The sequence below is a fragment of the Mycobacterium sp. URHB0021 genome (genome assembly GCF_054057895.1).
The window spans coordinates 1,570,334-1,584,814 of the sequence record NZ_JBSRZT010000002.1; the positions used below are offsets into that span (position 1 = coordinate 1,570,334).

A 14,481-nucleotide genomic window follows, 5' to 3' on the forward strand; every position below is an offset into this window, starting at 1 on the left:
CCTATGCGGGCACCGCGTGTGCCGAGGCATGCGGTCCATGACCGCAGCCCGGCAGAGCGTCGACGATGTGCCGAATCACCCTGGTGTTCATCAGCATTCCGTTGTGTCCGACGTCGCCAACAGTGAGGCTCTGGACATCGCTGTTCCGAGGCACCGAGCGCAGACCGGGCACGATCATGTCGAACGACGCTGTGAAAGACAGCCATCGCACACCCTCGGGCACCGGCGCCGAGGCAAGCCGGCGCAGCAGCGGTGAACCGCCTCGCAGCGCGCGCGCAATGCCGCCGAACGGCAACAGACTCGCCCACGGAGAGCCGCCGAACGGTGATCCCAGGGTGACGACCGTATCGACACGCCCGTCGAGCCGACCGCTGGCGATCGCCTGGGCGATGACGACCCCTCCGAGGCTATGTCCGACCAGATGGACCTTCTGTGCGCCGGTGTGCTCCACGATCTGTTCGACCTCGGCTACCAGATGATCGGCGAGCTGTTCCACCGACGTCCCGAATGACGGATAGGAGCCCACGACGACGATCAAGCCATGGGCGCTTAAGGTTTCGGCCAGGACAGACCAGCTGGACTGCGTGCCGCAGAATCCGTGCACCAACAGCACGGGGCGCGGCAACGGGTCACCGCGTGAGGCCACTGTCGGCGACGAGCCGCCTGTCCTGTCGTCGTCTACCCCGACGAGTTGCCGGACCATGTTGGTGGCCACCGAGGCGACCAGCGCGACTTCAGATACCTGCACGACGGCGGCGCGCCCCACTCGCCACGCCAGCCTGCCGGCGGCGCCGACCGCAACCCGGGGCGGTATCACCGTGGCCGCCTTGTGTTCATGACGTGCTCCGTTCTCGGCTGCGGTGCTGAGCGGATCACGCTCACCGTGAATACTTCCGTGCCATGAAGCGGACGAAATCAGTACTGCACTACCTGTTTTCATAGGTGCTGGGTACTCGTGTGAACATGAGTACTCGCGAAGGCAGCGAACTCTGATCGTCTATCCACGGCCGTCAACGCGGCCCGGATTCTCGGCTAACTGCTTCGCAGTACCTCGGCGGTCTCCAGCCGCCGCGCATGCACCACCGGATAAACCGCGGCGGTCAGGACGAGCACGAACACGGCCGCCACTCCGGTCCACAGCGGCAGCGGTAGCACATCCCATTCGATCTTGATGCCGTAGTACACGGATGAGCCCAACGACCACAGATACGTGAGGCCGATACCCCCGAGCACGGCGAGGCCGGCGACCAGCAGGCCGAGCAGTGCGGCGTTGGCGACGATCACGGCCTGTTCTTGCCCCGGGGTCACCCCGATCGCCCGCAACGCGGCTCGCTCACGCTTGCGTTGGACGAGTCCCAGCACGAACACGTTCAGCAGGCTCAAGCCGGCAGCAAGCATCACCACGTACCCCGCGATCGTGAGCGGCTCCAGGAACCGGGTGATCCCCGTGGTGGCCACCGCGCGCCACTCTTCGTTGTCATACACCCACAATCCGGCGCCGAGGTCGAGGAAATCGGCACGGTGGGCCGTCGCGTCGACGACGGACGGATAGGCAACCGCGACCTGGTCGCGTACGGCAGCCCAGTCGGTGCGCGCCAATCTTTCGGAGACCAGCACGATATCGCCGACTGCGGCGTCATCGACCATCCGTGGCGCAACGATGCCGGCCACCCGGTACTGCTTCGGCCCTTTGACGGTGGGCAGCTCGACGGTGTCGCCCCTGCCGACACCGAGCCGGCTGGCGGCAATCTCGCTCAGGCCGATCTCCTCGTCGCGCAAACCCTGCCAGAACCCGTCAGGGACATCGGTCGGCTCATACAACGCTTGGCTGTACCAATCGCCCGGTGTGACGCCGACGACGAGGCGCGATGACGTCCCCGACGAGATGGTCGACCGCCAGCGCGAAGACAGGCTCCGCCCGTCGGCGGCCTCGGTCACCACATCGAACGTGGAGTCGGATAGCCGGCCGTCCCGCTGATCGAGCACCGATTGGGCGGAAATCAACAAGGCGCCGGGCAACCGGTCAGCCTTCTGCGCGGCAATCTGCCTGGCGCCGAGCAGTTGCATGTTTTGTGAGCCGATGGCCAGGCTGGTGCTCTCGGCGAGCAGCGCGGCGGAGAGCGCGAACAGCAGCGCGTAGCGCCTGATATCGGCGTCCAGCAGACGCCCGACGGCGGGGCGCGCGATCGTGAGCAACTCGGTCAATTGCCGGGCGCCACGCGGGGCGATCCACACCGTCACCAGCACCACCCCGCACAACGCCACCGTCATGCCGTTGACGCCCACGCTCAGCGGCAGCGACCCGCGCTCGAAGATCTTCAACACGACGACGGAGCCCGCCAGGAGAGCAACCCCGACGACCAGCGGCCACACCGGTATCTTCCTGGCGCGCTGCACCCCGCCGGCGCTCGCCATCGAGGCCAGCGGCCCGTCGCGGACCAACCTGGCGGCCGGCCCGATCATCGCGAGGACCCCGCACACGACGCCCGCGGCTGCCCCGATCACGATCAGGTTCGGCGTGAAGTCCGCGGTGATGGTGCCGCCGGACCCGGCCAACATGGCCTTCCCGAACCTGTCCACCAGATACGTCCCTAGCAGGAAACCGCCTGGGACTCCGAGCAGTCCCCCGAGGAGGCCCACCAAGGCGCCTTCGCAGAGCATCCCGCCGAACAACCCGAGAGGTTTGGCGCCGATCGCGCCGATCGTCCCCATCACCGCTCGCCGGTCCTCCACGGCCAGCAGGATGGTGTTCACGGCGATGAGGATGCCGACGATGATGCCGGCCAACGCGACGAGGTCGAAACTCTGCTTGCTGTTCTCGAACACGGCAGGCAGGTGCGGGCGAGGTGGGCCTGCCGTTGCGACGCCGGAGATGGCGCGGTCGATGTCGGCCGTGATGGCGGTGCGGTAAGTGCCGTGGCTCGGGAGGACGAACGCGGCGGTGGCGTAACCGGGGGTCGAGAGCATGCCGGCCGCAATGTCCGCGGAAGGGGCCAACAACACGTAGCCGTCGTTGATGCCCTCGACGCGGTCGAACTCCGGGAATGTCCAGCCCAGGTGCGCCGAACCTGGTGGCAGGCCGGGGATGCGCACCTCCTCGCCGAGCTTCAGGCCATGTCGCTGGGCAATGGCCTCGGGCATTTGCAGCGGCACCCCGGGTCCGGCTGCGGGGCCGACGCTGTGGGCGCGCTGCTCGCAATCGAAGGGGCCGACCAGCAACTCGATCTGGCAGGAACCGCCGAGCAGGAAGAACCCGTGACTGTTGCCGGCGATGTCCACGGGCATCAGGGCGGCGACGATGGGGATGACCGCGTCCGCACCCGTGACCTCGGCGCGTAAGCGGTTGACTGTCTCGATCGGCAACCGCCCGTTGATGTTCGGGCTGACCTCGATGACGCCACTGTCGGCGGCGTGAGTGAGGGCCGGGCCGAACGATTCGAACGGGCGGACGAGCTCGGATTTGAGCATCAACGTCCCGAGTACCACCGTGACGCCCAAGGCGACGCCGATCGCGCTGAGCAGCGTCCGGCGCCGGTCGGCGATCAACGCGGCGACGTGGAGCCGCCGGAAAGTCAGCCATCCGGCGCGCAGCGCTTGCATCACTGCTCACCGCCGGGCGTGGCGGCGTCGACGGCGTACGCACGCCCGTCGACGAGATTCAGCCTGCGCGAGCCGTAGCGTTCGGCCGCCTGGTCGTGTGTCACCAGGACGACCGCCGTGCCGTCCTGGTCTGACAGTGAGCGTAGGAGTTTCAAAACCTCGGTCGACGAATGGCTGTCCAGATTGCCGGTCGGCTCGTCGGCGAGGACGAGGGACGGCCGGGCCACCAGCGCGCGCGCCACCGCCACCCTCTGCATCTGTCCACCCGACAATTCGGCCGGCCGATGCCGCGCGCGGTCGCCGAGCCCGACCCGTTCCAGTAGCTCCCGCGCGCGTGCGTCGGCTGATCGGGCCGGTATACCGTCGAGAACCAGCGGCAACGACACGTTCTCGACAGCGGTCAGCATCGGCACCAAATTGAAGAACTGGAACACGAATCCGAGGTTGCGCCGACGGAACGCCGCGCGTGCGCCGGTCCTCATCGACCACACATCCTGGCCGGTCACCGCCACAGTGCCGCTGTCCGGTGCGTCCAATCCGCCGGCAATATGCAGGAGGGTCGATTTGCCGGCCCCCGAGGGCCCGGTCACGACGACGAACTCCCCCGCGTCCAGCGTGAAGTCAAAGTCGACAAGCACCTGCACCTGTTCGTCGCCCCTGCGGTACGTCTTGCCGACGCCCCTGAGCTCAAGTACCGGCGTCATGGGTTGGACTGCGGCGATATCCGCGCCGAATGTCTCGTCAGGCAGCATCGGTGAGCCCTCTCGCGTGTGGTGATCGATCAATAGTCACTCGCGTACGTCGCCAGGGGTGGAGTAGAGCGATACTCGACCGTCGGCTGGACGAATGCCCCTTACTGCGGATATGAGGCTGCGCGCCGCAACCGCACGAGATGGCGCCTTCATCGTCGAGATGGCTCGCCATGCCTGCGTCATCGAGGATTGGCCCCTTCCGGACGTGGACTCGGAAGAGACGCAAAGCCTACTGCCGGGCAGCGACGACGTGGCAGTTGTCGCCGAAGATGCGACCGACCTCAGGTCAGGAGCCGTCTGGACCTTTCACCACGACCCTCCGCTTCTGGTGGACGCGGACGCCGTTTCGCTTCCTGAACTCACCATCGCCGTCAGGCCCGGGATGCGCGGAAACGGTGTCGGTGGCGCGCTGCTCGACGAGTTGATCGTGCGCTGCACGGGCAGGTACGAGGCGATCATGCTGAACGTGCACCAACGGAACCCGGCGGCGCACTTATACGAACGAAAGGGGTTTCGATTGGTTGGCCGAGGACGCGGCGCGATCGCGATCGCAATGCGCACGATCAGCGGTGACGCGTGAAGCCCGAGATCAGCGATCTGTGGGAGGCGTGGACAGCCACTCAAGTCGCCCGGCGTATGTCGGGGGTCACGGCGCCGTGGGCACCTCGCGGCCGGGTGGGGCTGGAGTTGTTCACCGGTGTCGCCGCCCGTGCCCGCGGCGATCTCGTAATAGCCGTACTAGCAATGCGATTCGGCGAATCATGGCCGCATTCCCCGGCTTGGAATGGGACGTCACGACGGCCTGATGTGGCCGTTCCCCCAACAGCTGGCGAACCACCACCAGACATGGCTCCGCGAACCCGCGACCGGACGCTATCGCGTCGACGTGTTCCGTGAACCGCACGTCGACGATCGCGGCTGATCGGCTGGCTCACGCGAGTCCATCCCGGCCACCCGTTGCTGTTGATTCCCGCGATGCGCGCGAGGATCTCGGATTCCCGGTCGCTGAGGCTGTGCCAGAGATTACCGCCCTAGGGGTGTACTGCAACCTCCCCAGAGGGTCTTTCATTGGTTTCAGTGCCAAGCACTGTTGACCGGTCCGAATTATGAAGCGCCGCATCCGGCGCCAAGCCAGGAAGGTTGAACCATGATCGTGCTCGGAATCATTCTCGTCATCCTCGGGCTCATCTTGCCCGCACTCCTGCACACGACCGGCCGAGCTGTTGGTCGCCGCCGCCACTACTACTGACCGCCGAGGTTCCCCACGCTTCACCAATCAACGAAAGGAGCTCCAAATGCCTATCTGGGGATGGTTTTTCATCGCAGCGATTGTCGTGGTAGCCGTCGCTTGTCTCATCCTCGCCGTTTCGGCGGCGAGGCGTAAACGGACGGAACGCCTCAAAGAACAGTTCGGCCCCGAGTACGAGCGAACAGTTGCCGAGGCTGGCGAACAAAAGGCGGCCGAAAAAGAACTTGTCGCGCGCGAACGCAAGAGAGACAAGCTCGACATCCGTCCACTGACACGGGCTGCGTTAGAGGGGTACGCGGACCGCTGGCGCGCAGTACAGACTGCATTCGTCGATAGTCCGGCGGCCGCGGTGGGCCAAGCCGATCGGCTCGTGACCGAAGTCATGCGCGAACGCGGGTACCCCGTCGACGACTTCGATCAGCGGGCCGCCGATATCTCCGTCGATCACCCAGCGGTGGTAGAGAACTACCGGGCTGCGCACACGATTCACCTGTCGCAGCAGAACGTGGACGTCGGCACCGAGAAGCAGCGCCAGGCGTTCGTCCATTACCGCGCGCTCTTCGAGAGGCTGCTCTCTGCGGACAACAACAATGGCAGGCCGCACGGCACCGATAAGGCACAGGAGGCACGGGCATGACCACGCACGATCAACGCAACGAGACCACGCCTCCCCTCGGTCTGTCGAACGCGCCGACTGAGCACGTACAGACGGAGGGTCCGATCGCCAATCAAACTGGGCATGAAGCTTTTTCGTCGCCCGCCAACAGCGGCCCGGTGATCACACGTACCGAACCGGCCGGCGAGACCGCAGATCCAGTCCAGTCTGGAACGCAAGCATCAACTGACCGACCGCTCTTCGCAGAGGGCGAGCTTGCCGAACTCCGTGCGCGGTGGGACCACGTCCAGAAAGGCTTCGTCGACGACCCCGAAGACTGCGTGCACAAGGCTGATGGTCTGGTGTCGGATGTGGTCGAACACCTGACGAGGGGCTTCACAGAGGCGCGTTCGCGCCTCGAACAACACTGGGGTCGCGGCGAAGAAGCGTCCACCGAGGATCTTCGAGTCGCCCTCAAACGCTACCGAGAATTCTTCGACCGACTGCTCGCGGTTTGAGGCCGCTCCGCGTCCACCGGCGAGTTTCATGTCACAGCGGCGTTTCGGAATCACCAGGGTGAGGTATCCGAACTGTGAGGCTCAATTCCGAGTCCCGAACTCACCAGAAAGAAGTGGACGCATCATGGGAGCCGACGACAAGGCAAGCAACAAGATCGACGACCTAGGCGGTAAGGCCAAAGAAGGTCTGGGCAAGGTAACCGGCGATAAGAGCACCGAGAACGAGGGCAAGGCCGATCAGGCCAAGTCGAGTCTGAAGGATGCAGGCGAGAAGGTCAAAGACGCATTCAAAAAATAGGAATCTGCTCGTTTCGGCCCGTCCCCTCAGATTCCCGCGGGGGCGGGCCGAACCATATTCGTCCGTGCGCTGAACGCGGAGCCCCTGTCAGGATTGACCTGACGAGGCGATGTCCGCGGCCGGGAAAGTGGAAATGTGTATCTGGGTGCCCGGGCTGTCACGCAAGTCGCGAACCAGTCCACGGACAAGTCTCTCGAAAGCTGTTGCGACTGGACTGGCGCCCTGGGAAGAGATGGTGCGCAGGATCCTCAGGTGATGCGAAGTCCTTGATCGTGCGGTAGATCCTGGCGTGGCGTAGGCCGGGACGACGGACTTTCGAACTCACCTTGTCCGATCCGCTTCCGCCGAGTTCGAATCGCGCGCACGATGGAGGCGTCTGCGATCTCACACGGTTGAGGAAGGGAGCGGGCGATGAAGGCGAAGGTGGGCGACTTCCTGGTGGTCAAGGGCTCGACTACCGAACGGCATGATCAGCATGCGGAGATCATCGAGGTCCGCTCGCAAGACGGCTCGCCACCCTATGTGGTGCGCTGGCTCGTGACCGGCCACGAGGCCACGGTGTATCCGGGCTCGGATGCGGTGATAGTCACCGCCGCCGAGCACACCCAGGCGGCCGAGCGGGCATCGGCGCGGGCCAGCCGCGGAGGCACATAGCCGCGGCCCACGCTAATCGAACCCAAGATGCATCAGCAGCACGATGTAGGTGGACCACCGCGTACACGCGGCCTGCGAGAGTTTTCTCGATATCGCCGCGACTCCTTACTGGTGTCTATGCGGGGCGCCAACACTTCCCGCCCGCATGACTCACGCAGACGCACGCAGCACCGGGGGAGTCGTCGATCTGATCGAATCCCGCGACCGCGCATCGACTTTGGAGGTCGAATCCACCGGCGAACACCGAACACCGCCTGTTAGGGACTGTGGTGCGGCCAGGGTGCTGCACCCCGTCGGTCTGAACCTTCAGGTGATGCCGAAGTCTTGATCTTGCGGTAGATCGTGGCGTGGGACGTCGTCTCGGCGGCGTCGACCTTGCTACGTCGCCCTCCGACAGGCTACGGACGATGGCGTCACGCTCCATCGCCTCTAGGCGGGTGAGCTCGAGCCGGAGAAAAGAATGGCATTCCGGGGAAGTTTGTCGATGCCACAAGACCGCGCGAAGCAGGTAGTTCGCTACTCTATTCCCCGATCGTTAGCCCTGCATACACTCCCACCAACCGACGTGAGGGGTAGCGGTGAACGATCGGGGAAACACCGGCGCGGCGACGGCGCGCCTTCTGATTTGGCACGGCCATGTACCGAATCTTCATTAGTCATGCCAGCGCCGAGTTCGGTGAGGACAACGCGCGCAGGTCGTTGCTACGGCACGAGCCGCCGCCGGCGAACGACATCCTTTTCAACGCCGACATGGTGCGTCCCGGTCGGCACTGGACTGATGAGCTGAACCGGGCGATGAAGAACAGCGACGCCGGAGTCTGTAGGACGTCGAATAGCTGGATCGGCGGCCGAAATGCATGGCAAGGGCCACCAACGGCCTGCTGTCACAGTCAAAAGGCACGATCAAGAACAAGAGCACGGACATGAGCGACGTCGAACAGGCGCTCGCCGCTTTCATCGGCCATCGCCTCACTCAAAAGCTTCATCTGGGCCTCTCGCCGGTGATGACGATCTCAATCTGTTTGGTCGAGCCGCTCCCACTCCCGAGTAAAAAGAAAGAGGTGTGGAAATGAGGCAAAGGAATGTGGTGGTGGCGATGCCTTTTGGCAGGCCGGGAGCGGAACGCAGGAAGGCAATTCTGAATTTCAGACGCCTCAAATACATTATAGAAGAGAAGTGTCAGGTGGTCCCTACCGGCTCTCACACGACGGGAATGCGTTTAACTTACGACGTGGAAGTGGCGAGGGCCGTTACGGATCAGATCCCCAGAAATGCGCTCTCGCAGATCTATAACGCTGATATTCTGATCGCGCTGCTGTCGGAGCGTAATCCCACCGTGACCTACGAACTTGGATATCGTCGCGCCCGCGAGAACGAAACCCCCGTGATTCTGATGGTCGACTCGAAAGACGATCTTCCCGTTTATGAGTCTGCAGTGGCTTATCAGGAATGGAGACAGGACAAGGTTTTGGAGGAAATCGACTCCATTGCGGGCAACGATTTTCCCGCTTTAGACGACTTCCAAGTAGATATACCCGGAGCTCTGAAGGATGTGATCGATGCTAAAGATGACACACTTATAAGTAACTTGCAATTGGCTCTCCAAGAAATCGAAAGTAAGTTTGAGGCGCCGTCACCTGATCCTGTGCAGAAACTCCGTGGCATGCTGTCTGAGTCGATCACCCGGTTCTATCCGTTTTCGGTTGTCGAAGTCACATTCTCGAGATATGGCGAGTTCGACGACCCGAATGCCCCGACGAGAGTTGTCGACTTTGATGAAGAGTTTAGCCGCCTCTACGGTTATGCAGGCAAGACCGCCGCGAAGGGGGACAGACCGCTTACATTGGACCGATTGCTCAAACGGATGGAGAAATTTTCAGACAGCGAGGACTGGAACGAGTTCTTGCAGGAGCAGCTGAAGCTAACCGAAACCGTGGTTAAGAATTATGGGTTCGCTCGAGCGACTGTTCCACTAAGGATCAACAGCTCTCACCCAGATGATCGATTTAGCTGTAAGTCTTTCCTTCCCTGCATGGCTGCTGAGGTGATCGATGGCGACTTCAACGGGCCCCACCGGATGTACCTGCTGATCGCGTACATTGAAATTAGTAATGGGACAGCACATCTCCCTACGCGGGGTGTGGGATGACTACTCGACAATCCGACGCTGAACCCGATCCGCACTTCGGTACCCACAAAGCAGTTATCCAGAGAATCTGGGACCAGATGCAGCGGCTTCAGACCGAGTTTGCAATCGCTCAAGAACTCAGCTTTTATTACACGTCACCTCAATGGCATGAGGCTCGTACTGTGCTTGATGTCGGAACCGGAAACGGATATTACCTCAAGCAGATCGCGGCACGATTCCCCGACAAGAGTTACACCGGCATTGACATCTCCCCTGAGCTTGTCGGTATTGCCAATCAGGAGACACGCACCAATAATATTTCATTTGAAAAAAGTCATCTATTTGATCACAATGGTACGTACGATTTCGTCCTGATGCGCCTTTTGCTTCAGCATCTTGAGGATATTCCGGCAGCACTCGACTGCGTTTCGCAGCTGACTCGGCCCGGCGGAACAGCACTGATAACCGACGCCAATGATTCCGTGCGCTTCTTCTACCCGATGCTTCCGCAGTTCACGGCGTTTTTCGCCGCTTACGCAGAACAAGAGGGGCGTATGGGGCGTGATCGAAGTGTGGCCAACCGTATCGAGAAAGCGCTTTTGCAGAGCTCCACGTGGATTCCCGGTAGCACCCTTTCACTTTTGATACCTTCTACGATCAACGGAAACCTAGAACTCTTTACGCAAACCTACGCTCTGCTGGTGGACCTGGTAAGTGAGGTAGGTGAACTCCCGTACGACTTTGGAAGCGTGAAAGAGGCGTGGCGGCGCTGGTCCGTCCTGCCGGACGCTTACGCACAGGTAGGGCTGAATTTAATCCGCATAGACCGGATCTAATCCGCATAGACCGGTGCCAGCCGTGGGACTATTCGCATTCCGGAGGCCGATCCGGCCGGCGTGATCAGTGCCATCGGAGCCCATGCCAGTCCGACTGACCGTTGGCGTATCGCTGTCGGCGGTACTTGCGGTCCAAAACGCCGTCAGTCCGCGCTTCGCCGGATTCAGGCCGCTTCCAGAGTGCTGAACCAGCCGCGGCACTGTCTCATGCGCTCGACGCTATGACTCGCCACCGACAGTTAGCCGCCGGATCAAGCCGCGAGTGGAGCCCCCTGTCAGGATTGAACTGACGACCGCTCGCTTACAAGGCGAGTGCTCTACCACTGAGCTAAGGAGGCCTGCGGGCTCAAAGCTTATCGGGCTTCACTCGTCGGCATCGATGATGCGCTGCGATGTCACCGGCCGGGTCGTCGGCCGTCCTCGCGGCCGCCTTCCGGGAAACGGAATGCGGTCGGCGATGCTGCTCAGCGGGTTCACGACCTGGCTGAGCGTGATGACGGCGTCGCGCAGCGCCTCGATCGTCGGCTCCAGCGCTTCGAGCCCCGGCGCCAGCCGATTCAGGGTGTCCGCGACGGTGGCGAGTTGTTCCAGGGGCCCGTTGCGCGCGGTCAGCTTGTCGACCACGCCGCCTTCCGCAAGCAGCCGGTCGGCCAGACCGTCCTCGGCCAGCAGTCGCTCGATCAGGCCGTCCTCGTCGAGCAGCTGGTCGACGAGGCCGCCGGGCTCGATGGCGCGCATCAGCCCGCCGTTCTCCTGGGTCAGCCGGTCCAGCACGCCACCGGGCGCGGTCAGCCGGTCGACCAGGCCACCGGGCTTGAGCAGGCGATCCATCGGTCCGTCCGGGGCGAGCGCCCGGCCCAGCGGCTGGTCCTCGTCCATCAGCCGGGCCAACCGGTTCGCCCGCTCGACCGCGTCGTCGATCCCCAGGATATGCGCCACCGAAGCCGAGCCTGACCAGGTGTTCGTGTTGGCTTCGCCGAGCGTGCGCTGCGCGACTCCGAGGGCGCCGTTGGCCACTCCCAGGCCGGCGTCGGCGACCGCGAGGCCGACGCGCATCGGTGCGGTCGCCAGGTCCGTAAGGGTTTTGCCGAGGTTCATCGACCCAGTTTATGGGCGTATGGTCAGGTCACCGGATGCTTCGTCGCGACTAACGGGAATCAAACTCACAGGAAGTTGACAGGCTTCTTGCAGCATGATTCCAAGGGAAGTCGCGAACATTGGCGGAATGGCGATGGCTGCACTACCTGACAACACTCCGGAGGCCCGCGTCCTCGTCGTGGACGACGAGACGAACATCGTCGAGCTTCTGTCGGTGAGTCTGAAGTTCCAGGGTTTCGAGGTCCATACCGCGTCGAACGGGCCCGCGGCCCTGGACAAGGCGCGCGAAGTGCGCCCCGACGCCGTCATCCTCGACGTGATGATGCCCGGAATGGACGGGTTCGGTCTGCTGCGCCGGCTGCGCGCCGACGGAATCGACTCACCCGCGCTGTTCCTGACCGCCCGCGACACGCTGCAGGACAAGATCGCCGGCCTGACGCTCGGCGGCGATGACTACGTCACCAAGCCGTTCAGCCTGGAAGAAGTGGTGGCGCGGCTTCGGGTGATCCTGCGCAGGTCGGGCCGCGGTATCGAGGAGCCCCGGAACGCCCGGCTCACCTTTGCAGACATCGAGCTCGACGAGGACACCCACGAGGTGTGGAAGGCCGGCCAGCCGGTTTCACTCTCGCCGACGGAGTTCACCTTGCTGCGGTACTTCATCATCAACGCGGGCACCGTGCTGAGCAAACCCAAGATCCTCGACCACGTATGGCGCTATGACTTCGGCGGCGACGTCAACGTCGTCGAGTCCTACGTCTCGTACCTGCGCCGTAAAATCGACACCGGTGAGAAGCGCCTGCTCCACACACTGCGGGGCGTGGGATACGTCCTCCGCGAACCGCGATGAGCGCTTGCGCGAAGAGCCGGGAAGTGCGCTGATCTCTGGCGAAGAATAGAGGGGTGGCCGTACTGCGCGGACGAGGCATACCCCTGAGGGTCGGATTGGTGGCCGCCACGCTGGTGCTGGTGGCCGGTGGATTGCTGGCATCGGGAATCGCGGTGACCTCGATTCTGCGCCACGACCTCATCAGCCGGGTCGACGAGACTCTGCTGGACGCCTCCCGCAGCTGGGCGCAGGCACCGCGGCGCATGCCGACACCGCCGATCGAAGGGCCCAACCCGGCCAGGCCGCCATCGAACTTCTACGTCCGCGGCATCGACCCCGACCGTCACGTGTGGATGGCCGTGAACGACCGTGAGGCCGAACCCAATCTGCCCGCCGACAACGACGTGGGCCCCGTGCCGGTGACCCTGGGATCGATCGCCCACTCGAATGTCGAGTGGCGGGCGATGACGGTACGCGGCCCGCAGGGTGAGCTCACCACCGTCGCGATCGACCTCTCCGACGTGCAGTCGACGGTCCGTGCGCTGACCTACGCCCAGGTCGGCATCGGCGCGGCCGTGCTGCTGGTGCTCGGTGTCGTGGGTTACGCGGTGGTGCACCGCAGTCTGCGGCCGCTGGTGGAAGTCGAGCAGACCGCCGCCGCGATCGCAGCAGGAGAACTCGAACGCCGTATCCCACAGCGCGACCCGCGTACGGAGGTCGGCCGACTTTCTCTGGCGCTCAACGGCATGCTCGCCCAGATCCAGCGTGCGGTGGCGTCGTCAGAGTCCTCGGCCGAACACGCCCGCAGCTCCGAGGACCGGATGCGCCGGTTCATCACCGACGCCAGCCACGAGTTGCGCACCCCGCTGACCACCATCCGCGGCTTCGCCGAGCTCTACCGGCAGGGCGCCGCCAGCGACGTCGAGATGCTGATGAGCCGCATCGAAAGCGAGTCCCGCCGGATGGGTCTGCTCGTGGAGGATCTCTTGTTGCTGGCCCGTCTGGACGCGCAGCGTCCGCTCGAACGGCATCGCGTCGATCTGCTCGCGCTCGCCAGTGACGCGGTGCACGACGCGCAGTCGATCGCACCGCAGCGCGACATCACCATGGAGGTCCTCGACGGGCCCGGCACCCCCGAGGTGCTCGGCGACGAGGCCCGGCTGCGCCAGGTGCTCGGCAATCTGGTGGCCAACGCGCTTCAACACACGCCGGACACCGCCGGTATCACGGTGCGGGTGGGCACCGACGACAACAAGGCCGTGGTCGAGGTGTGCGACGAGGGCCCGGGCATGAGCACCGAGGATGCGCACCGGGTATTCGAGCGCTTCTACCGGGCCGATTCCTCACGCGCGCGGACCAGCGGCGGCACCGGCCTCGGCCTGTCGATCGTCGACTCGCTGGTCTACGCGCACGGCGGCACGGTGAGCATCACCACTGCGCCTGGCGCGGGTTGCCGCTTCAAGGTGAATCTGCCACGCATCGCCGACGTGGTGGCCCACGTCCATTAGGGCTCAGGCTATTTCGGTCAGTGCCGCTTTGATCTTTGCCTGCGCCTCGTCGAGGGACTCCGGCGACGGGTTGTTGTCGACGTTGGCGAAACCGAAATCGGTCAGGTGGTACGCCGGGAACACATGCACGTGAAGGTGCGGGACCTCCAGGCCGGCGATGATCACCCCGGCACGCTGTGCCCCGAACGCCTTGCACACGGCCTTGCCGATGAGTTGTGAGACTTCCATGACGCGTCCGAACGCCGTCGGCTCGACGTCCTGCCACTGGTCGATCTCGGCCCGTGGCACCACCAGCGTGTGGCCCTGCGTCATCGGTGAGATCGTCAGGAACGCCACGATGTCGTCGTCTTCGTAGACGAACCGGCCTGGCAGCTCCCCGTTGATGATCTTGGTGAATACCGTCGCCATGGGCACGAGCA

The 14,481-nt window shown here is 63.8% G+C and carries 15 protein-coding genes and 1 tRNA gene; 10 read left to right on the plus strand and 6 right to left on the minus strand.

Going from position 1 to position 14,481, the window contains the following annotated elements:
* Position 1: 1 nt before the first annotated feature.
* From ACVWWN_RS09895 to ACVWWN_RS09905, 3 genes are all read right to left on the minus strand, one after another.
* A complete protein-coding gene (locus ACVWWN_RS09895; RefSeq protein ID WP_457143741.1) occupies positions 2-940 on the minus strand; it encodes an esterase/lipase family protein in 939 nt (312 codons plus the stop codon).
* Positions 941-1,032: 92 nt separating this feature from the next.
* On the minus strand, positions 1,033-3,600 hold the full coding sequence (locus ACVWWN_RS09900; RefSeq protein WP_457143742.1) for an FtsX-like permease family protein: 2,568 nt from the start codon (positions 3,598-3,600) through the stop codon (positions 1,033-1,035).
* Positions 3,600-4,352 carry an ABC transporter ATP-binding protein gene (locus tag ACVWWN_RS09905; RefSeq protein WP_457143743.1) on the minus strand — a complete coding sequence of 251 codons (753 nt, stop codon included), beginning with the start codon at positions 4,350-4,352 and terminating at the stop codon, positions 3,600-3,602. The genes ACVWWN_RS09900 and ACVWWN_RS09905 overlap by 1 nt, the downstream gene beginning before the upstream one ends.
* Positions 4,353-4,464: 112 nt before the next feature.
* On the opposite strand from ACVWWN_RS09905, the gene ACVWWN_RS09910 reads away from it, so the two are divergent.
* The 8 genes from ACVWWN_RS09910 (at position 4,465) to ACVWWN_RS09945 (ending at position 10,630) form a co-directional block, all read left to right on the plus strand.
* Positions 4,465-4,932: an N-acetyltransferase family protein gene (locus ACVWWN_RS09910; RefSeq protein ID WP_457143744.1), complete on the plus strand. Its 468-nt coding sequence runs from the start codon at positions 4,465-4,467 to the stop codon at positions 4,930-4,932.
* 715 nt (positions 4,933-5,647) lie between these two features.
* On the plus strand, positions 5,648-6,238 hold the full coding sequence (locus ACVWWN_RS09915; protein WP_457149069.1) for a hypothetical protein: 591 nt from the start codon (positions 5,648-5,650) through the stop codon (positions 6,236-6,238).
* Entirely contained in the window at positions 6,235-6,714 is a 480-nt protein-coding gene (locus ACVWWN_RS09920; protein ID WP_457143745.1) for a hypothetical protein, read from the plus strand. Before ACVWWN_RS09915 ends, ACVWWN_RS09920 begins: the two co-directional genes overlap by 4 nt.
* A 124-nt stretch (positions 6,715-6,838) precedes the next feature.
* Positions 6,839-7,012 carry a CsbD family protein gene (locus ACVWWN_RS09925; protein ID WP_457143746.1) on the plus strand — a complete coding sequence of 58 codons (174 nt, stop codon included), beginning with the start codon at positions 6,839-6,841 and terminating at the stop codon, positions 7,010-7,012.
* Between the two features lie 411 nt (positions 7,013-7,423).
* Positions 7,424-7,666 (plus strand): DUF1918 domain-containing protein, encoded by a 243-nt coding sequence (locus ACVWWN_RS09930; RefSeq protein WP_457143747.1) that lies wholly within the window; start codon positions 7,424-7,426, stop codon positions 7,664-7,666.
* 857 nt (positions 7,667-8,523) lie between these two features.
* Positions 8,524-8,739 carry a hypothetical protein gene (locus tag ACVWWN_RS09935; protein ID WP_457143748.1) on the plus strand — a complete coding sequence of 72 codons (216 nt, stop codon included), beginning with the start codon at positions 8,524-8,526 and terminating at the stop codon, positions 8,737-8,739.
* On the plus strand, positions 8,736-9,815 hold the full coding sequence (locus ACVWWN_RS09940; RefSeq protein WP_457143749.1) for a hypothetical protein: 1,080 nt from the start codon (positions 8,736-8,738) through the stop codon (positions 9,813-9,815). The genes ACVWWN_RS09935 and ACVWWN_RS09940 overlap by 4 nt, the downstream gene beginning before the upstream one ends.
* Complete coding sequence (locus ACVWWN_RS09945) at positions 9,812-10,630, plus strand: class I SAM-dependent methyltransferase (RefSeq protein ID WP_457143750.1); 819 nt, start codon at positions 9,812-9,814, stop codon at positions 10,628-10,630. Before ACVWWN_RS09940 ends, ACVWWN_RS09945 begins: the two co-directional genes overlap by 4 nt.
* 263 nt (positions 10,631-10,893) lie before the next feature.
* On the opposite strand, the gene ACVWWN_RS09950 is transcribed toward ACVWWN_RS09945, so the two are convergent.
* Positions 10,894-10,968, minus strand: a tRNA-Thr gene (locus tag ACVWWN_RS09950).
* Positions 10,969-10,993: 25 nt separating this feature from the next.
* Positions 10,994-11,728, minus strand: coding sequence for a hypothetical protein (locus ACVWWN_RS09955; protein WP_457143751.1), 735 nt, complete (start codon positions 11,726-11,728; stop codon positions 10,994-10,996).
* Between the two features lie 127 nt (positions 11,729-11,855).
* Between ACVWWN_RS09955 and ACVWWN_RS09960 the strand changes: the two genes are divergently transcribed.
* Positions 11,856-12,575: a response regulator transcription factor gene (locus ACVWWN_RS09960; RefSeq protein WP_457143752.1), complete on the plus strand. Its 720-nt coding sequence runs from the start codon at positions 11,856-11,858 to the stop codon at positions 12,573-12,575.
* A 53-nt stretch (positions 12,576-12,628) separates the two neighbouring features.
* On the plus strand, positions 12,629-14,062 hold the full coding sequence (locus tag ACVWWN_RS09965; RefSeq protein ID WP_457143753.1) for a sensor histidine kinase: 1,434 nt from the start codon (positions 12,629-12,631) through the stop codon (positions 14,060-14,062).
* A 3-nt stretch (positions 14,063-14,065) separates the two neighbouring features.
* Here ACVWWN_RS09965 and ACVWWN_RS09970 read toward each other — a convergent pair whose 3' ends face one another.
* The gene (locus tag ACVWWN_RS09970; protein WP_457143754.1) at positions 14,066-14,470 is read right to left on the minus strand and encodes an HIT family protein; all 405 of its coding nucleotides are present in this window, start codon (positions 14,468-14,470) and stop codon (positions 14,066-14,068) included.
* Positions 14,471-14,481: the final 11 nt, after the last annotated feature.